Below are 16,864 nucleotides of genomic sequence, written 5' to 3' on the forward strand. Positions count from 1 at the left end.
AGGATTTTTTACTCTAAGAAGAGAAATAAGCAGTTATCTTTTTTCTAATAACACACCACATTCCATATGATGGGTGTATGGAAATTGATCGAATAAAGCTAATTTGCTGATTTTATGTGTTTTTATTAGGGTTTCTAAATTTTGACACAATGTTTCTGGGTTACAAGAAATGTATAAAATACTAGGGTAAGTTTTAACCAGCTCTACAGTTTTCTCATCTAAACCACTACGAGGTGGATCGACAAAAATGGTTTCACATTGATAATCTTTTAAATCAATCCCTTCAAGACGTTTAAATTCTCTTACCCCATTCATTGCTTGTGTAAAATCTTCCGCAGACATACGAATAATTTTTACATTATCAATGTGGTTCATTGCTATGTTGTATTGCGCCGCATGAACAGATGGCTTTGCAATTTCTGTTGCCAGCACTCGCTCAAAATTACGTGCAAGCGCTAATGAAAAGTTGCCATTACCGCAATACAATTCAAGCAGATCACCTTTCGCGTTTTCTGTTGCCTTTAATGCCCATTCCAACATTTTAATATTGACCTGAGCATTAGGTTGCGTGAAGCTATTTTCAACTTGGCGATAAATCATCTCTTTACCCGCGACAGGTAACACTTCATCAATAAAATCGTTATCGAGCATAATTTTTGTTTTATATGCACGACCGATTAACTGTACATCAAAGCCTTGGACAATTAAGGTCTGGCGTAATGCTTGCGCTTCTTGTTGCCAAGTTTCATCAATTTTTTTGTGATACAGCAAAGAGACAATAATTTTATTACTCAACGTAGAAAGATAATCAATCTGAAATAGTTTCTTTCTAAGTGTTGGCTTATCTTTTATTTCTGCCAACAAAGCAACCATCATTTTATTAATAAGCTGGCTGGCTACGGGAAATTGGTCAACACGAATACGCTGCTTAGTCTCTTGGTCAAACATAATATGATAGAGAGAATCTTCTTCATGCCAGATACGGAATTCCGCACGCATACGATAATGCTGTTCTGGTGATGAAAAAACCTCTGCATCAGGCGCATTAAAAGGAGCCATCATCGTTTGTAGACGTTGTGTTTTTTCATTCAGTTGAGACTGATATGTTTGCGTTGGTAATGAATTCTGCATGGTATCTCGCCTTTTTTTGGCCGTAATAAAGTTAAGCGAGCGAAATTGTAGAGATCCTCATGAAGATGTCCAGTATTCTTCATGTTCAATTTCTGGACTCAGTGGAGTTGAAATCGTAGCATAGTTGTTCGGCCTCCTTATAGGAGTGAAAAGGGAATCTGGTGCAAAGCCAGAACTGACGCGCAGCGGTAATAGGATCAAGGATAATAAAAGACACTGCAAAGCACCCATATAAGTGCGGTGGGAAGTCATTATCTTAAATACACAAAATTGTTTATTTAACCTAGAGTCCGAAGACCTGCCGAAGACCTGTCGCATCTTAAATTAAATACGCGCTTTATTTAATTTTGGCGGCATCCTGCTACTTATTCTGTTGGATGCAGATTTTCATGAATAATAAAAAAGTTTTCTTTATTTCAAGTATAGCTTCGAGTGTGGCTTTGAGTGTAATGGTGAGCAGTTTTGGTGCGTTTGCTAATAACAGCGATACATTAAGTGTGACAGCAAACCGCTTTCAAGAGCCGAACTCTTCTATTTTAGCACCTATCACCGTTGTTGAACGTGAACAGATTGATCGCTGGCAGAGTAATAGTGTGATTGATGTATTACGCAGAATGCCGGGTATTGATGTGGGGCAAAATGGTGGAATAGGGCAGATGAGTTCTATTTATGTACGTGGCACTGAATCTCGACATGTACTGATCTTAGTGGATGGTGTGCGTTTAAATCAGGCTAATGTGTCTGGTAGCTCTGATATTAGCCAAATTCCCCTTTCTCTTGTTCAACGTATTGAATATATAAGAGGGCCTCGTTCTTCTGTTTATGGTTCAGATGCAATTGGCGGAGTGATTAATATCCTGACAGAAAGAAAAACGGAAGGAGGAACGCTTAATGCCACAATGGGTTCTCATGGTTATCAAGAATATGATGGCTCTGTAAAACAGAAAGTTGGAGATAGAACGACATTAACAGCGGCGGGCAGTTATCTCTATACCAAAGGCTATGATGTAGAAGCCAATGGGAATACCGGTGGGCATCCACAACCTGATCGCGATGGATTTATGAACAAATCGTTGTGGTTAGGGGTTAATCACGATATTAACGATGACGTTTCTTTATATGCACGCGCTTATGGTTTTGATAATCGCACCGCTTATGATGCTTATTATGACAGTGGTAACGATATCTTAACGGATACAAGAGCACTATTTAGCCGTACCTATGATGGCGGAGTGAAGTTCCATCGTGATAACTACTCTTCTTCTTTCAATACCAGCTATAACTACACCAAAGATTATGACTATGATCCACGTTATGGTCGCTATGGTAAAGGAAGTCGTTTTACTAACTCTGAACAATATAACGTGCAGTGGGGTAATCACCTTTTATTAGAAAATGGCAGTATCGGTGGAGGTGTTGATTGGCAACGCCAATCTATTAAAGCAGGCTCTAGTGGATTTCCTAATAAAGAACACTTCGACAATACCGGCTTATATCTAACAGGACAGCAAAAGTTAGGTGAGATTATCGCTGAAGCTTCAGTGCGTTCAGATAAACACTCTGAATATGGTTGGCATACCACTTGGCAAACTAACTTAGGTTGGGAATTTGTCGATGGCTATCGTGTGATTGGTGGTTATGGTACGGCATTTAAAGCACCAACACTGATGCAACTTTATAGTGAATGGGGAAGTAATCCAAACTTACAACCCGAAAAGAGTAAACAGTGGGAAGGGGGCTTTGAAGGATTAACAGGGCCTTTAGAGTGGCGATTAACTGCATATCGTAATGATGTTGATTCGTTGATCCAAAGTGAATCGAACTACCCATATCGTAATTACAATGTTGGAAAGGCATTAATTAAAGGCGTGGAATTTACAGGGGAAATGGATACGTGGATTTTTCATCATACCTTTAACCTTCAATATATAGATGCAAGAAATAAAGAAACACATCAACGTCTTGATCGTCGCGCTCGTCAACAGTTGAAATATCAACTTGATTGGCAAGTTGAGAAACTCGATATGGGAGTGACTTACCAATATATCGGTCAACGTACAGATAAAGATTACGGCACGTATGAGAATGTTTCTTTAGGTGGAGTGAGTATTTGGGACTTAACTGCGTCATATCCTATTACATCACATCTCTCAATTCGTGGTAGAATAGCCAACCTGTTTGATAAAGATTATGAGACAGCTTATGGCTATCGCACGCCAGGACGTGAATACTTCCTCACAGGAAGCTACAACTTCTGATGCACAACTTACCGCTAACCCTACTGTATTAGTTTTTGATTCAGGGGTTGGCGGTTTATCTGTTTATCGTGAGATCCGTGAAAAATTACCGGATGCTCACTATATCTATGTTTTTGATAATGAAGCTTTCCCTTATGGTGAAAAATCACAGGAATTCATTATTGACCGTGTTGTTCATATCATTAGCGCGGTTGCTGAGAAGCACTTTCTCGCAGCAATTGTTATTGCCTGTAATACCGCTAGTACTGTAAGCCTTCCGGCTTTACGTGCAAAGTTTACTGATATTCCTATTGTGGGAGTTGTTCCTGCTATTAAGCCCGCTGCTAAATTAACATGTAATGGGGTGGTTGGATTATTAGCGACAAGAGCAACAGTTAAACGTCCTTATACCCATGAATTGATAGAGCGCTTTGCAACTGATTGCAAAGTTCACTCTTTAGGTTCAGCCGAGCTGGTGGAACTAGCAGAAAGAAAACTTCATGGTGAAGAAGTTTCTCTAGATGAGCTTCGTAAAATTCTTACACCTTGGCTAAAAATGAAAGAGCCACCAGATACGGTAGTATTAGGTTGTACTCATTTCCCTTTATTAGCAGACGAGCTTCTTTCTGTTTTACCTGATGGCACACGAATTATCGATTCTGGGGCTGCAATTGCACGAAGAACTGCGTGGTTGGTCGTAAATCAAGCGAAAATAAAAGGTTCAAATGAAATTAGTTTCGCTTATTGTCTAAAAGAAGATGAGAATAGCGAATTGCTAAAACCTGTTTTAGCAAGTTTTGGCTTTGAATCGCTCAGAAAACTGGCGCTTTAAGTGAAATTTGGTGGAAAATTCAACGGTCAGTAAAAAAACTCAAAAAAAGTGTTGCCAGCTTCACAAAACTCCCTATAATGCGCCCTCGTTGTCACGGCAAACCACGCTAAGTGAGTTAGCCGAGAGAACAAAGAAAAAAAGTGAAAAGCCTTGAAAATAAACGCTTGACACTGAATGAGGAAGATGTAGAATGCACCTCCTCGCAACAACGCGGAAGACCGGAAACGGCAGCAAATGTTGCACTGCTCTTTAACAAATTATCAGACAATCTGTGTGGGCACTCGCAGAGACGATATCTTCTAAAATATTAGATGTATCAAGTCTTGAAGAGTGAACAACAAAAGTAAATTCATTTATGAATAGCTAAGTTTTCGATTTCTTTGAGCATCAAACACTTTTAATTGAAGAGTTTGATCATGGCTCAGATTGAACGCTGGCGGCAGGCCTAACACATGCAAGTCGAGCGGTAACAGGAGAAAGCTTGCTTTCTTGCTGACGAGCGGCGGACGGGTGAGTAATGTATGGGGATCTGCCCGATAGAGGGGGATAACTACTGGAAACGGTGGCTAATACCGCATGACGTCTACGGACCAAAGCAGGGGCTCTTCGGACCTTGCGCTATCGGATGAACCCATATGGGATTAGCTAGTAGGTGAGGTAATGGCTCACCTAGGCGACGATCTCTAGCTGGTCTGAGAGGATGATCAGCCACACTGGGACTGAGACACGGCCCAGACTCCTACGGGAGGCAGCAGTGGGGAATATTGCACAATGGGCGCAAGCCTGATGCAGCCATGCCGCGTGTATGAAGAAGGCCTTAGGGTTGTAAAGTACTTTCAGCGGGGAGGAAGGTGATAAAGTTAATACCTTTATCAATTGACGTTACCCGCAGAAGAAGCACCGGCTAACTCCGTGCCAGCAGCCGCGGTAATACGGAGGGTGCAAGCGTTAATCGGAATTACTGGGCGTAAAGCGCACGCAGGCGGTCAATTAAGTCAGATGTGAAAGCCCCGAGCTTAACTTGGGAATTGCATCTGAAACTGGTTGGCTAGAGTCTTGTAGAGGGGGGTAGAATTCCATGTGTAGCGGTGAAATGCGTAGAGATGTGGAGGAATACCGGTGGCGAAGGCGGCCCCCTGGACAAAGACTGACGCTCAGGTGCGAAAGCGTGGGGAGCAAACAGGATTAGATACCCTGGTAGTCCACGCTGTAAACGATGTCGATTTAGAGGTTGTGGTCTTGAACCGTGGCTTCTGGAGCTAACGCGTTAAATCGACCGCCTGGGGAGTACGGCCGCAAGGTTAAAACTCAAATGAATTGACGGGGGCCCGCACAAGCGGTGGAGCATGTGGTTTAATTCGATGCAACGCGAAGAACCTTACCTACTCTTGACATCCAGAGAATCCTTTAGAGATAGAGGAGTGCCTTCGGGAACTCTGAGACAGGTGCTGCATGGCTGTCGTCAGCTCGTGTTGTGAAATGTTGGGTTAAGTCCCGCAACGAGCGCAACCCTTATCCTTTGTTGCCAGCGCGTGATGGCGGGAACTCAAAGGAGACTGCCGGTGATAAACCGGAGGAAGGTGGGGATGACGTCAAGTCATCATGGCCCTTACGAGTAGGGCTACACACGTGCTACAATGGCAGATACAAAGAGAAGCGACCTCGCGAGAGCAAGCGGAACTCATAAAGTCTGTCGTAGTCCGGATTGGAGTCTGCAACTCGACTCCATGAAGTCGGAATCGCTAGTAATCGTAGATCAGAATGCTACGGTGAATACGTTCCCGGGCCTTGTACACACCGCCCGTCACACCATGGGAGTGGGTTGCAAAAGAAGTAGGTAGCTTAACCTTCGGGAGGGCGCTTACCACTTTGTGATTCATGACTGGGGTGAAGTCGTAACAAGGTAACCGTAGGGGAACCTGCGGTTGGATCACCTCCTTACCTAAGAGATACGTGTTATGTGTAGTGCTCACACAGATTGTCTGATGAAGAACGAGCAAAAGCGCGTCTGCGAAGCTGACTGAAGTCCCCTTCGTCTAGAGGCCTAGGACACCGCCCTTTCACGGCGGTAACAGGGGTTCGAATCCCCTAGGGGACGCCAATTGCGCGGTATGAGTGAAAGGCGTACCACACTATGTCTGATGAAAATCAGAGAATAGTTAAGATAATTTTAGCAAGTTATTTTAACTATTATGCTCTTTAACAATCTGGAACAAGCTGAAAAATTGAAAACAAATCAATATATCACCGAGGTATATTGATGAGTCTCTCAAAATCTCAAACTTTGAATGTGTTTTTCGACATCGAAGTGGGATGAGCGAGCAATTTACAGTTCGAGGCGGCCAGCGCACAGCCAGCGCAACATACATGAGTATGTGAGCATGGCGAGCACTGCCCAACGACGAAATGTAATCTGCACAGCCATCACCACCCAGACGTCTTCAAGAAGAAACACCTTCGGGTTGTGAGGTTAAGCGAATAAGCGTACACGGTGGATGCCTAGGCAATCAGAGGCGATGAAGGACGTGCTAATCTGCGATAAGCGTCGGTAAGGTGATATGAACCGTTATAACCGACGATTTCCGAATGGGGAAACCCAATATCCAATGGATATTATCATGACGTGAATACATAGCGTCATGAAGCGAACCGGGAGAACTGAAACATCTCAGTACCCCGAGGAAAAGAAATCAACCGAGATTCCCCTAGTAGCGGCGAGCGAACGGGGAACAGCCCAGAGTCTTAATCAATAGCAGCATCAGGAGAACGGTCTGGAAAGTCCGGCAGTAAAGGGTGATAGCCCCGTATCTGAAGATGCTGTTATTGTGAACTCGACGAGTAGGGCGGGACACGTGTTATCCTGTCTGAATATGGGGGGACCATCCTCCAAGGCTAAATACTCCTGATTGACCGATAGTGAACCAGTACCGTGAGGGAAAGGCGAAAAGAACCCCGGCGAGGGGAGTGAAAAAGAACCTGAAACCGTGTACGTACAAGCAGTAGGAGCCCCATCACTCAAGTGCCTTGCACTGAGTGATTGGACAAACCACTCGAAAACAGCGAAGCGTTTACCTACAAAATGGGTTGATTATTTCAAGCCGTCGCGCAGTGTACATAGAAGTACACGAGCAACGGAAGTTAAAAAATCGAGCCAGTTTGACAGTAAAAGCAAGCGGGACATTTGAGGATGGGGTGACTGCGTACCTTTTGTATAATGGGTCAGCGACTTATATTCTGTAGCAAGGTTAACCGTATAGGGGAGCCGTAGGGAAACCGAGTCTTAACTGGGCGAATGAGTTGCAGGGTATAGACCCGAAACCCGGTGATCTATCCATGGGCAGGTTGAAGGTTGGGTAACACTAACTGGAGGACCGAACCGACTAATGTTGAAAAATTAGCGGATGACTTGTGGATGGGGGTGAAAGGCCAATCAAACCGGGAGATAGCTGGTTCTCCCCGAAAGCTATTTAGGTAGCGCCTCGTGAACTCATCTTCGGGGGTAGAGCACTGTTTCGACTAGGGGGTCATCCCGACTTACCAACTCGATGCAAACTGCGAATACCGAAGAATGTTATCACGGGAGACACACGGCGGGTGCTAACGTCCGTCGTGAAGAGGGAAACAACCCAGACCGCCAGCTAAGGTCCCAAAGTCATGGTTAAGTGGGAAACGAAGTGGGAAGGCTCAGACAGCCAGGATGTTGGCTTAGAAGCAGCCATCATTTAAAGAAAGCGTAATAGCTCACTGGTCGAGTCGGCCCGCGCGGAAGATGTAACGGGGCTAAACCATGCACCGAAGCTGCGGCAGCAATACTATGTATTGTTGGGTAGGGGAGCGTTCTGTAAGCCTGCGAAGGTGTACTGTGAGGTATGCTGGAGGTATCAGAAGTGCGAATGCTGACATAAGTAACGATAATGCGGGTGAAAAACCCGCACGCCGGAAGACCAAGGGTTCCTGTCCAACGTTAATCGGGGCAGGGTGAGTCGACCCCTAAGGCGAGGCTGAAAAGCGTAGTCGATGGGAAACGGGTTAATATTCCCGTACTGGTGGTAACTGCGATGGGGGAACGGAGAAGGCTAGGTTGTCCGGGCGACGGTCGTCCCGGTTCAAGCATGTAGGCAGAGTGATTAGGCAAATCCGGTCACTTAATGCTGAGGTGTGATGACGAACCACTAAGGTGGTGAAGCAATTGATGCCCTGCTTCCAGGAAAAGCCTCTAAGCTTCAGGTTACCAACAATCGTACCCCAAACCGACACAGGTGGTCAGGTAGAGAATACTCAGGCGCTTGAGAGAACTCGGGTGAAGGAACTAGGCAAAATGGTGCCGTAACTTCGGGAGAAGGCACGCTGGCGGTAAGTGAAGTCCCTTGCGGACGGAGCCGAAGCCAGTCGAAGATACCAGCTGGCTGCAACTGTTTATTAAAAACACAGCACTGTGCAAACACGAAAGTGGACGTATACGGTGTGACGCCTGCCCGGTGCTGGAAGGTTAATTGATGGGGTTATCCTTAGGGAGAAGCTCTTGATCGAAGCCCCAGTAAACGGCGGCCGTAACTATAACGGTCCTAAGGTAGCGAAATTCCTTGTCGGGTAAGTTCCGACCTGCACGAATGGCGTAATGATGGCCAGGCTGTCTCCACCCGAGACTCAGTGAAATTGAACTCGCTGTGAAGATGCAGTGTACCCGCGGCAAGACGGAAAGACCCCGTGAACCTTTACTATAGCTTGACACTGAACATTGAGCCTTGATGTGTAGGATAGGTGGGAGACTATGAAATGTGGACGCCAGTCTGCATGGAGTCAACCTTGAAATACCACCCTTTAACGTTTGATGTTCTAACCTAGGTCCATAATCTGGATCGGGGACCGTGTCTGGTGGGTAGTTTGACTGGGGCGGTCTCCTCCTAAAGAGTAACGGAGGAGCACGAAGGTTGGCTAAGCATGGTCGGACATCATGCGGTTAGTGCAAAGGCATAAGCCAGCTTGACTGTGAGAGTGACGGCTCGAGCAGGTACGAAAGTAGGTCTTAGTGATCCGGTGGTTCTGAATGGAAGGGCCATCGCTCAACGGATAAAAGGTACTCCGGGGATAACAGGCTGATACCGCCCAAGAGTTCATATCGACGGCGGTGTTTGGCACCTCGATGTCGGCTCATCACATCCTGGGGCTGAAGTAGGTCCCAAGGGTATGGCTGTTCGCCATTTAAAGTGGTACGCGAGCTGGGTTTAGAACGTCGTGAGACAGTTCGGTCCCTATCTGCCGTGGGCGTTGGAAGATTGAGAGGGGTTGCTCCTAGTACGAGAGGACCGGAGTGAACGCACCACTGGTGTTCGGGTTGTCATGCCAATGGCATTGCCCGGTAGCTAAGTGCGGAAGAGATAACCGCTGAAAGCATCTAAGCGGGAAACTTGCCTCGAGATGAGTCTTCCCTGTCACCTTGAGTGACCTAAAGGAACGTTTAAGACTAAGACGTTGATAGGCTGGGTGTGTAAGCGTAGCGATACGTTGAGCTAACCAGTACTAATGAACCGTGAGGCTTAACCTGACAACACCGAAGGTGTTTTGTCTGAGAGACAAAAAGTAGATGAAGTAAGCTTGTTTAAGATTGAAATTGCTGGTTATGACGAGAAATCGGAGTAACGGGTGATTAAACAGAATTTGCTTGGCGGCCATAGCGCAGCGGTCCCACCTGATCCCATGCCGAACTCAGAAGTGAAACGTTGTAGCGCCGATGGTAGTGTGGGGTCTCCCCATGTGAGAGTAGGGAACTGCCAGGCATTAAATTTAGGCTGTGTCAGCCGGTGACAATAAGCCACTAGTGCTGATATGGCTCAGTTGGTAGAGCACACCCTTGGTAAGGGTGAGGTCCCCAGTTCGAATCTGGGTATCAGCACCAATAAAAAATTATTATAACTGCATAAGCAGACAGTTATAAATACAGAATTTGCTTGGCGGCCATAGCGCAACGGTCCCACCTGATCCCATGCCGAACTCAGAAGTGAAACGTTGTAGCGCCGATGGTAGTGTGGGGTCTCCCCATGTGAGAGTAGGGAACTGCCAGGCATTAAATAAGACGAGAAAGCCAACCCAATGGGTTGGCTTTTTTGCGTTTAAGACATTTAAAACACAAATATACTTTCTCTCCTCTAATCACTTATCACTTTGCTATCCTCAATGATGCTTGACTGTTAAACTAAGCTATCAGCTAAATGAGGTAGACTTTCATGAAAGAATCGGTTTCATTGCAAGCATTTAATACATTTGGTTTGAGAGTAAAAGCTCACCAAATAGAAACTGCAAATAATAAAGATGAGCTTTGTACATATTGGCAAAATGCCCATGAGAAGAGATTACCAACCCTTATTCTAGGTGGCGGTAGTAACGTGCTATTTACTGAAGATTTTAATGGTATTGTTATCCGTAACTGTATTGCTGGCATTGAAATTACTGAAGATGAGCAATATTGGTCTGTTCATGTTGGAGCTGGCGAGTGTTGGCATGCGCTTATTGAATATCTGTTAGAAAAAAATATCTATGGACTAGAAAATTTAGCGTTGATCCCAGGCAATGTTGGTTCTGCGCCAATACAAAATATTGGTGCTTATGGTAAAGAGCTGAAAGATGTTTGTGCCTATGTTGATATTGTTGAATTAAGTACAGGCAATATTAGTCGATTAACAAATGAAGAATGCGAGTTTGGTTATCGCGACAGTATTTTCAAACATCATTATCAGCAAGGCTTTGCTATTATTGCTGTCGGTTTACTACTAAGTAAAAAATGGGAACCTATTCTTACTTATGGTGATTTATCAAAATTATCATTAGAAACTGTTACACCAAAGGATGTATTCGAATCTGTATGCTTAATGAGAACGAGCAAGCTACCAGATCCAAAAATAACGGGTAATGCTGGAAGTTTTTTTAAAAACCCAATTGTTGATATTCGTATTGCACAACAATTAAAAACAGAATATCCATTTTGTCCTCAATATGTACAGCGAGATGGTGTGAAGATTGCGGCTGGTTGGCTGATTGATCAATGTGGTCTTAAAGGACATCAAATTGGTGGTGCGGCAGTTCACACTAAACAAGCACTGGTACTTATTAATAAAGAAGGCACCGCGACAGGTGAAGATATTGTGAACTTAGCCGCATATATTCGCCAGAAAGTCTCAGAACGCTTCGGTGTAAAATTAGAGCCAGAAGTTCGCTTTATTGGCCAATATGGCGAAATCAATGCTGTGGATGCTATTTCATGAAAGAAACACCAATTCCTTTATTATTAATTAAAATTCTTGCTGATGGGAATATTCATTCAGGAGAGCAATTAGGCGAAAGTTTAGGAATGACTCGAGCAGGCATTAATAAACATATTCAAACATTGCGTAGCTGGGGTATTGACGTTCAGACGGTTGCTGGAAAAGGGTACCAATTAGATGCGCCAATGAATTTATTGAATGCAGATATTGTGAATCAGAATATTAAAGGTGAGCCTGCTAGCGTTATTCCTGTTATAGATTCTACAAATCAGTATTTGATCCAACGTATTAGCGAATTAAAATCAGGTGATGTATGTATTGCTGAATACCAGTCTGCTGGACGAGGTAGAAGAGGTCGCCAATGGATCTCGCCTTTTGGTAGAAATTTATATTTGAGTATGTATTGGAAACTCGAGCAAGGGCCTGCTGCTGCAATAGGATTGAGTTTGGTTGTCGGCGTTATTATGGCTGAAGTATTGCAAAAACTTGGCGCAAATGGCGTTAAAGTAAAATGGCCTAACGATCTCTATTTAAATGATAAAAAGCTTTCAGGTATTCTTGTTGAATTAACAGGGAAGACGGGTGATGTTGCTCATATTGTAACGGGTATTGGCATCAATATTGCGATGAGTAAAAATCAAAATGAGGTTATCAACCAACAATGGATCAATTTAGAGCAAGTTGGTATTAAGATTGACAGAAATGAACTTGCTTGTGAAATTACTAATGCATTAAGAGAAGCATTTATCCAGTTTGAAAAACAAGGGTTGTCTGTTTTTATAGAACGCTGGAAAAGTTTAGATAACTTTATGGATAGACGTGTAAAACTGATTATTGGCGAAAAAGAAATCTTTGGTATCGCTAAAGGTATTAATGATCAAGGGGCTTTACTTTTAGAGCAAAATGGTAAAATTACACCTTATATAGGTGGTGAAATTTCACTAAGAAGTGCATCTTAATGTTTTGAATTGCGTCGAATGTCTGAAATTGAAAAAGCTTTCTCTAATCGGAAAGCTTTTTTGGTATTTATATTATTAAATCTATTTAGAACTAGAAGAAATCAGTGAATAATTGTTCAGTTTTATTTACGTAATCTAACATTGCTAATTGTATGATTATGGCCTTTGGTTAAGATCAAACTTGCTCTCTCTCTTGTTGGCAAGATGTTTTGTTTTAAGTTTAATCCATTAATTTCTTGCCAAATGGATGAGGCTATTTCTATAGATTCTTCTCTGCTTAATTTAGAATAATTATTAAAATACGATTCAGGATCAGTAAATGCCCCTTCTCTAAATTTCAAAAAGCGACTGATATACCAGTGTTTTAGTAATTCTTCTTCTGCATCAACATAAATAGAGAAATCTACATAATCTGATACAAAAACATTATGTGGATCATGCGGATAATCTTGATTGCTCTGTAATACATTCAATCCTTCAAGAATCAAAATATCAGGTTGCTCAATAACCTGTTTCTTATCAGGAATGATGTCATATACTAAATGAGAATAGACAGGCGCTGTCACTTGTTTCTTACCTGATTTTATATCAGAAACGAAAGAGACAAGGCTATGCATATCATAGGATTCAGGAAATCCTTTTTTCTTCATTATCCCGCGTTTTTTTAACTCTGCATTAGGTAAAAGAAAACCATCAGTAGTAATTAAATCTACTTTACGATGCTCTGGCCAACGCGTTAAAAGTGCTTGTAGCAAGCGAGCCGTTGTACTTTTACCAACAGCAACACTACCCGCGATACCAATAATATATGGAATTTTAGCGCTTCTTGTGCCAAGAAATTGCTCTAAGACGGCTTGACGGCGTAGGTTAGAGCTAATGTAAAAATTGAGTAATCTCGAAAGAGGAAGATAAATCTCAATAACATCATCAATGGAAATTTCTTCGTTAATTCCTTTTAAGTCTGCAATTTCTTTTTCTGTTAGCGTTAAAGGAACAGAGTCTCTTAACGTTGCCCAGTGCTTTCTGTCAAATTCTAAATAAGGGGTTATAAAGCGTTCTTTGTTATTCATAAGCCAACATCTGCCTAGTATTCGCAGGTTGGACAGGCTGTTTAAAACACCCGTATCCGATAAAAAATAAACAGCATCATAACGAGTCATGCTTCATTGGCGTAGATATTTTTAAAATTTTTCTACTTTTTTTGACGCGAACTGAATAAATTTGCAAAAAAAGTATAAAAAATAGACATGGAAATTATTTTTTAGCGTAGACTAGTGAGTGCGTAATTAATTTTTTTTCTAAAAATTTATTAAATGCAATAAATTTAGGGCTTGAAAGATAAATTAGAATTTGAATTTATCTTGAATTGTTGTTGTCATTTTGGTCGTTTTTTTCCTAAAAAATCAACAATTCAATCAAAACCGAACAAAATATAAGCAAAAGAACAAATATCGCAATTTTTTTGTTGCATCATGATGAAAGTCCTCCTAGAATGCGCACCACTTAGCCGGCATAGCTCAGTTGGTAGAGCAACTGACTTGTAATCAGTAGGTCCCGAGTTCGACTCTTGGTGCCGGCACCATTAAAATTTAGTTGGTGGGATACCCAAGCGGCCAAAGGGAGCAGACTGTAAATCTGCCGTCACAGACTTCGAAGGTTCGAATCCTTCTCCCACCACCATTAATTCCTTACTTAGGTGTTTTCAAATAGTAAACACTTGAGTAGAATACAAAGCTGATTTTAAGTCAGGTAGCCGAGTTCTGCGGGCATCGTATAATGGCTATTACCTCAGCCTTCCAAGCTGATGATGCGGGTTCGATTCCCGCTGCCCGCTCCAGATGTGCTGATATAGCTCAGTTGGTAGAGCGCACCCTTGGTAAGGGTGAGGTCGGCAGTTCGAATCTGCCTATCAGCACCACTCCTTCATGTTCTTGCCTCCCTGAATAAAATCTTAACAAGCAATAGCAAATCGCTAATTTACTTACTGCTTGGTTGATGTGGTGTAACCACCGATTCCGTGTCTTAGAGGGACAATTTAAATGTCTAAAGAAAAATTTGAACGTTCAAAACCGCACGTTAACGTTGGTACTATCGGCCACGTTGACCACGGTAAAACAACTCTGACTGCTGCAATCACTACAGTTTTAGCTAAAACTTACGGTGGTGCTGCTCGTGCATTCGATCAAATCGATAACGCACCAGAAGAAAAAGCTCGTGGTATCACCATCTCTACTTCACACGTAGAATACGATACTCCAACTCGTCACTACGCACACGTAGACTGCCCAGGTCACGCCGACTATGTTAAAAACATGATCACTGGTGCTGCGCAAATGGACGGAGCTATCCTGGTAGTTGCTGCGACTGATGGCCCAATGCCACAAACTCGTGAGCACATCCTGTTAGGTCGTCAGGTTGGTGTTCCTTACATCATCGTATTCCTGAACAAATGTGACATGGTAGATGATGAAGAGTTACTGGAATTAGTAGAAATGGAAGTTCGTGAACTTCTGTCTCAATACGATTTCCCAGGTGACGACACTCCAGTAATCCGTGGTTCAGCGCTGAAAGCACTGGAAGGCGAAGCTGAGTGGGAAGCAAAAATTGTTGAATTAGCAGAAGCACTGGATTCATACATCCCAGAACCAGAGCGTGCAATTGACAAACCATTCCTGTTACCAATCGAAGACGTATTCTCAATCTCAGGCCGTGGTACAGTAGTAACTGGTCGTGTTGAGCGTGGTGTTGTTAAAGTTGGTGAAGAAGTTGAAATCGTTGGTATCAAACCAACAGTTAAAACAACTTGTACTGGCGTTGAAATGTTCCGTAAATTACTTGACGAAGGTCGTGCAGGTGAGAACGTAGGTGTTCTGCTGCGTGGTACTAAACGTGAAGAAATCGAACGTGGACAAGTACTGGCTAAACCAGGTTCAATCAAGCCACACACTAAATTCGAATCAGAAGTTTATATTCTGAGCAAAGATGAAGGTGGTCGTCATACACCATTCTTCAAAGGCTACCGTCCACAGTTCTACTTCCGTACAACTGACGTAACTGGTACTATCGAATTACCAGAAGGCGTAGAAATGGTAATGCCAGGTGACAACATCAATATGATCGTTGATCTGATTCACCCAATCGCGATGGACGACGGTTTACGTTTCGCTATCCGTGAAGGTGGCCGTACAGTAGGTGCGGGCGTTGTTGCTAAAGTATTAGGTTAATCTCTAACCTACTTTAAGTTATAGAGAAAGGGCATCGTTGATGCCCTTTTTTATATTTAGAAATAGCGCTTTTTATCTTAGCTAAATCTAGTCCTCAACTTATTCTCTTATTATCATGTTAGTTTCTATATTAGATTAGAACATCTAAGTTAAATAGAAATTGAAATCATAATAGTTATCATTTACTATTCGATGCGTGAGTAGTTAATGAGGTTGCTATTATGTACGTTTGTCTCTGTCATGGTGTGAGTGATAAAAAAATTATCTCCACAGTACACAAACATCAAATCCACACTATTAATGAATTACGTAAGATCTTGCCCGTTGGCAGTTGTTGCGGTAAGTGTGTACGTCAAGCTCGTCAAATCATTGAAAGTGAGCAATCTGTCCTTTACCCTCAAATTTCTGAAGTTGCATAACAAATTTTAAATTTCCTTTCTCTCCACTTTGTATAAAAGGTCTACACTAAAAAGACTGGAAGCAAAGGAGCATAAAAATGAAAGGTGATAAAAAAATGATAGCCCACCTTAATAAATTATTAGGTGGTGAGCTTGTTGCAATTAATCAGTATTTCCTGCATGCCCGAATGTTCAAAAATTGGGGACTAACTCGTCTCAATGAAATGGAATACCATGAATCTATCGATGAAATGAAACATGCTGATAAATATATTGAGCGTATTTTATTTCTAGAGGGTCTTCCTAACTTACAAGATTTAGGCAAACTAAATATCGGTGAAGACGTTGAAGAGATGCTACGTTCTGATCTTGAATTAGAACTTGGTGGTGCCAAAGATTTACGTGAAGCAATAGCGTATGCTGATTCTATTCATGACTATGTGAGTCGAGATTTAATGTTAGAAATTTTAACTGATGAAGAAGGGCATATTGATTGGATTGAAACTCAGCTTGAGTTAATTGAACGTATGGGGCTTCAAAATTACTTACAAGCTCAGATTATTGAAGAATAGTCCTCAATAAAAAGGTATCAATTTTCTCTTATCGACAATATTTACAAATCCATTTAAAGCAAAGGGAATGAAGATTGCCTTTGCTTTTTTCATTTTTTAAATAATAAAACTTATTTTTATCGATGATTTTTTATTCTTGGCTTGATTTCATCACTCAGGCAAGTATAATGCGCAGGCTCACTGATTTAGTGGGGCTGATTAATCAGCTAATGCAGATTTTTTATTGCATTAAATATAATACTCCCAATTGGG

The 16,864-nt window shown here is 42.4% G+C and carries 9 protein-coding genes, 6 tRNA genes, 4 rRNA genes and 1 riboswitch; of the genes, 17 read left to right on the plus strand and 2 right to left on the minus strand.

All coding sequences use genetic code 11. The features are described from left to right. Positions 1-33: 33 nt before the first annotated feature. Complete coding sequence (gene trmA, locus LW139_RS00520; protein ID WP_166539348.1) at positions 34-1,131, minus strand: tRNA (uridine(54)-C5)-methyltransferase TrmA; 1,098 nt, start codon at positions 1,129-1,131, stop codon at positions 34-36. 112 nt (positions 1,132-1,243) lie between these two features. Continuing rightward, positions 1,244-1,451, plus strand: a riboswitch (cobalamin riboswitch). A gap of 69 nt (positions 1,452-1,520) precedes the next feature. Between trmA and btuB the strand changes: the two genes are divergently transcribed. From btuB to birA, 10 genes are all read left to right on the plus strand, one after another. Further along, entirely contained in the window at positions 1,521-3,389 is a 1,869-nt protein-coding gene (gene btuB, locus LW139_RS00525; RefSeq protein ID WP_166539349.1) for a TonB-dependent vitamin B12 receptor BtuB, read from the plus strand. After that, positions 3,334-4,200, plus strand: a complete 867-nt coding sequence (gene murI, locus LW139_RS00530) for a glutamate racemase (protein ID WP_166539350.1) — start codon at positions 3,334-3,336, stop codon at positions 4,198-4,200. The genes btuB and murI overlap by 56 nt, the downstream gene beginning before the upstream one ends. Before the next feature lie 398 nt (positions 4,201-4,598). After that, positions 4,599-6,141, plus strand: a 16S ribosomal RNA gene (locus tag LW139_RS00535). A gap of 84 nt (positions 6,142-6,225) precedes the next feature. Next, positions 6,226-6,301, plus strand: a tRNA-Glu gene (locus LW139_RS00540). A 367-nt stretch (positions 6,302-6,668) separates the two neighbouring features. Further along, positions 6,669-9,745, plus strand: a 23S ribosomal RNA gene (locus LW139_RS00545). Between the two features lie 116 nt (positions 9,746-9,861). After that, positions 9,862-9,977, plus strand: a 5S ribosomal RNA gene (gene rrf, locus LW139_RS00550). A 43-nt stretch (positions 9,978-10,020) separates the two neighbouring features. Further along, positions 10,021-10,096: transfer RNA gene (locus tag LW139_RS00555), tRNA-Thr, on the plus strand. 51 nt (positions 10,097-10,147) lie between these two features. Continuing rightward, positions 10,148-10,263: ribosomal RNA gene (gene rrf, locus LW139_RS00560) — 5S ribosomal RNA — on the plus strand. The 16S, 23S and 5S rRNA genes sit together here with 2 tRNA genes alongside, the layout of an rRNA operon. A 161-nt stretch (positions 10,264-10,424) precedes the next feature. Further along, on the plus strand, positions 10,425-11,459 hold the full coding sequence (gene murB / locus LW139_RS00565) for a UDP-N-acetylmuramate dehydrogenase (RefSeq protein WP_227336283.1): 1,035 nt from the start codon (positions 10,425-10,427) through the stop codon (positions 11,457-11,459). After that, complete coding sequence (gene birA / locus LW139_RS00570) at positions 11,456-12,418, plus strand: bifunctional biotin--[acetyl-CoA-carboxylase] ligase/biotin operon repressor BirA (protein ID WP_227336284.1); 963 nt, start codon at positions 11,456-11,458, stop codon at positions 12,416-12,418. The genes murB and birA overlap by 4 nt, the downstream gene beginning before the upstream one ends. Before the next feature lie 122 nt (positions 12,419-12,540). Here birA and coaA read toward each other — a convergent pair whose 3' ends face one another. Then, positions 12,541-13,488, minus strand: coding sequence for a type I pantothenate kinase (gene coaA, locus LW139_RS00575; RefSeq protein ID WP_072071181.1), 948 nt, complete (start codon positions 13,486-13,488; stop codon positions 12,541-12,543). Positions 13,489-13,924: 436 nt separating this feature from the next. Between coaA and LW139_RS00580 the strand changes: the two genes are divergently transcribed. From LW139_RS00580 to bfr, 7 genes are all read left to right on the plus strand, one after another. Continuing rightward, positions 13,925-14,000, plus strand: a tRNA-Thr gene (locus tag LW139_RS00580). A gap of 13 nt (positions 14,001-14,013) precedes the next feature. Next, positions 14,014-14,098 (plus strand) — tRNA-Tyr (locus LW139_RS00585). A gap of 82 nt (positions 14,099-14,180) precedes the next feature. Continuing rightward, positions 14,181-14,255: transfer RNA gene (locus LW139_RS00590), tRNA-Gly, on the plus strand. Positions 14,256-14,260: 5 nt separating this feature from the next. Continuing rightward, a tRNA-Thr gene (locus tag LW139_RS00595) sits at positions 14,261-14,336 on the plus strand. Between the two features lie 121 nt (positions 14,337-14,457). Then, a complete protein-coding gene (tuf, locus tag LW139_RS00600; protein ID WP_166539077.1) occupies positions 14,458-15,642 on the plus strand; it encodes an elongation factor Tu in 1,185 nt (394 codons plus the stop codon). A 221-nt stretch (positions 15,643-15,863) separates the two neighbouring features. Continuing rightward, a complete protein-coding gene (bfd, locus tag LW139_RS00605) occupies positions 15,864-16,061 on the plus strand; it encodes a bacterioferritin-associated ferredoxin (protein ID WP_166539174.1) in 198 nt (65 codons plus the stop codon). Between the two features lie 77 nt (positions 16,062-16,138). Next, the gene (gene bfr, locus LW139_RS00610; protein WP_109410208.1) at positions 16,139-16,612 is read left to right on the plus strand and encodes a bacterioferritin; all 474 of its coding nucleotides are present in this window, start codon (positions 16,139-16,141) and stop codon (positions 16,610-16,612) included. The last annotated feature ends 252 nt before the right edge of the window (positions 16,613-16,864 follow it).

The organism is Proteus vulgaris (genome assembly GCF_023100685.1).
Classification (GTDB): Bacteria; Pseudomonadota; Gammaproteobacteria; order Enterobacterales; family Enterobacteriaceae; genus Proteus.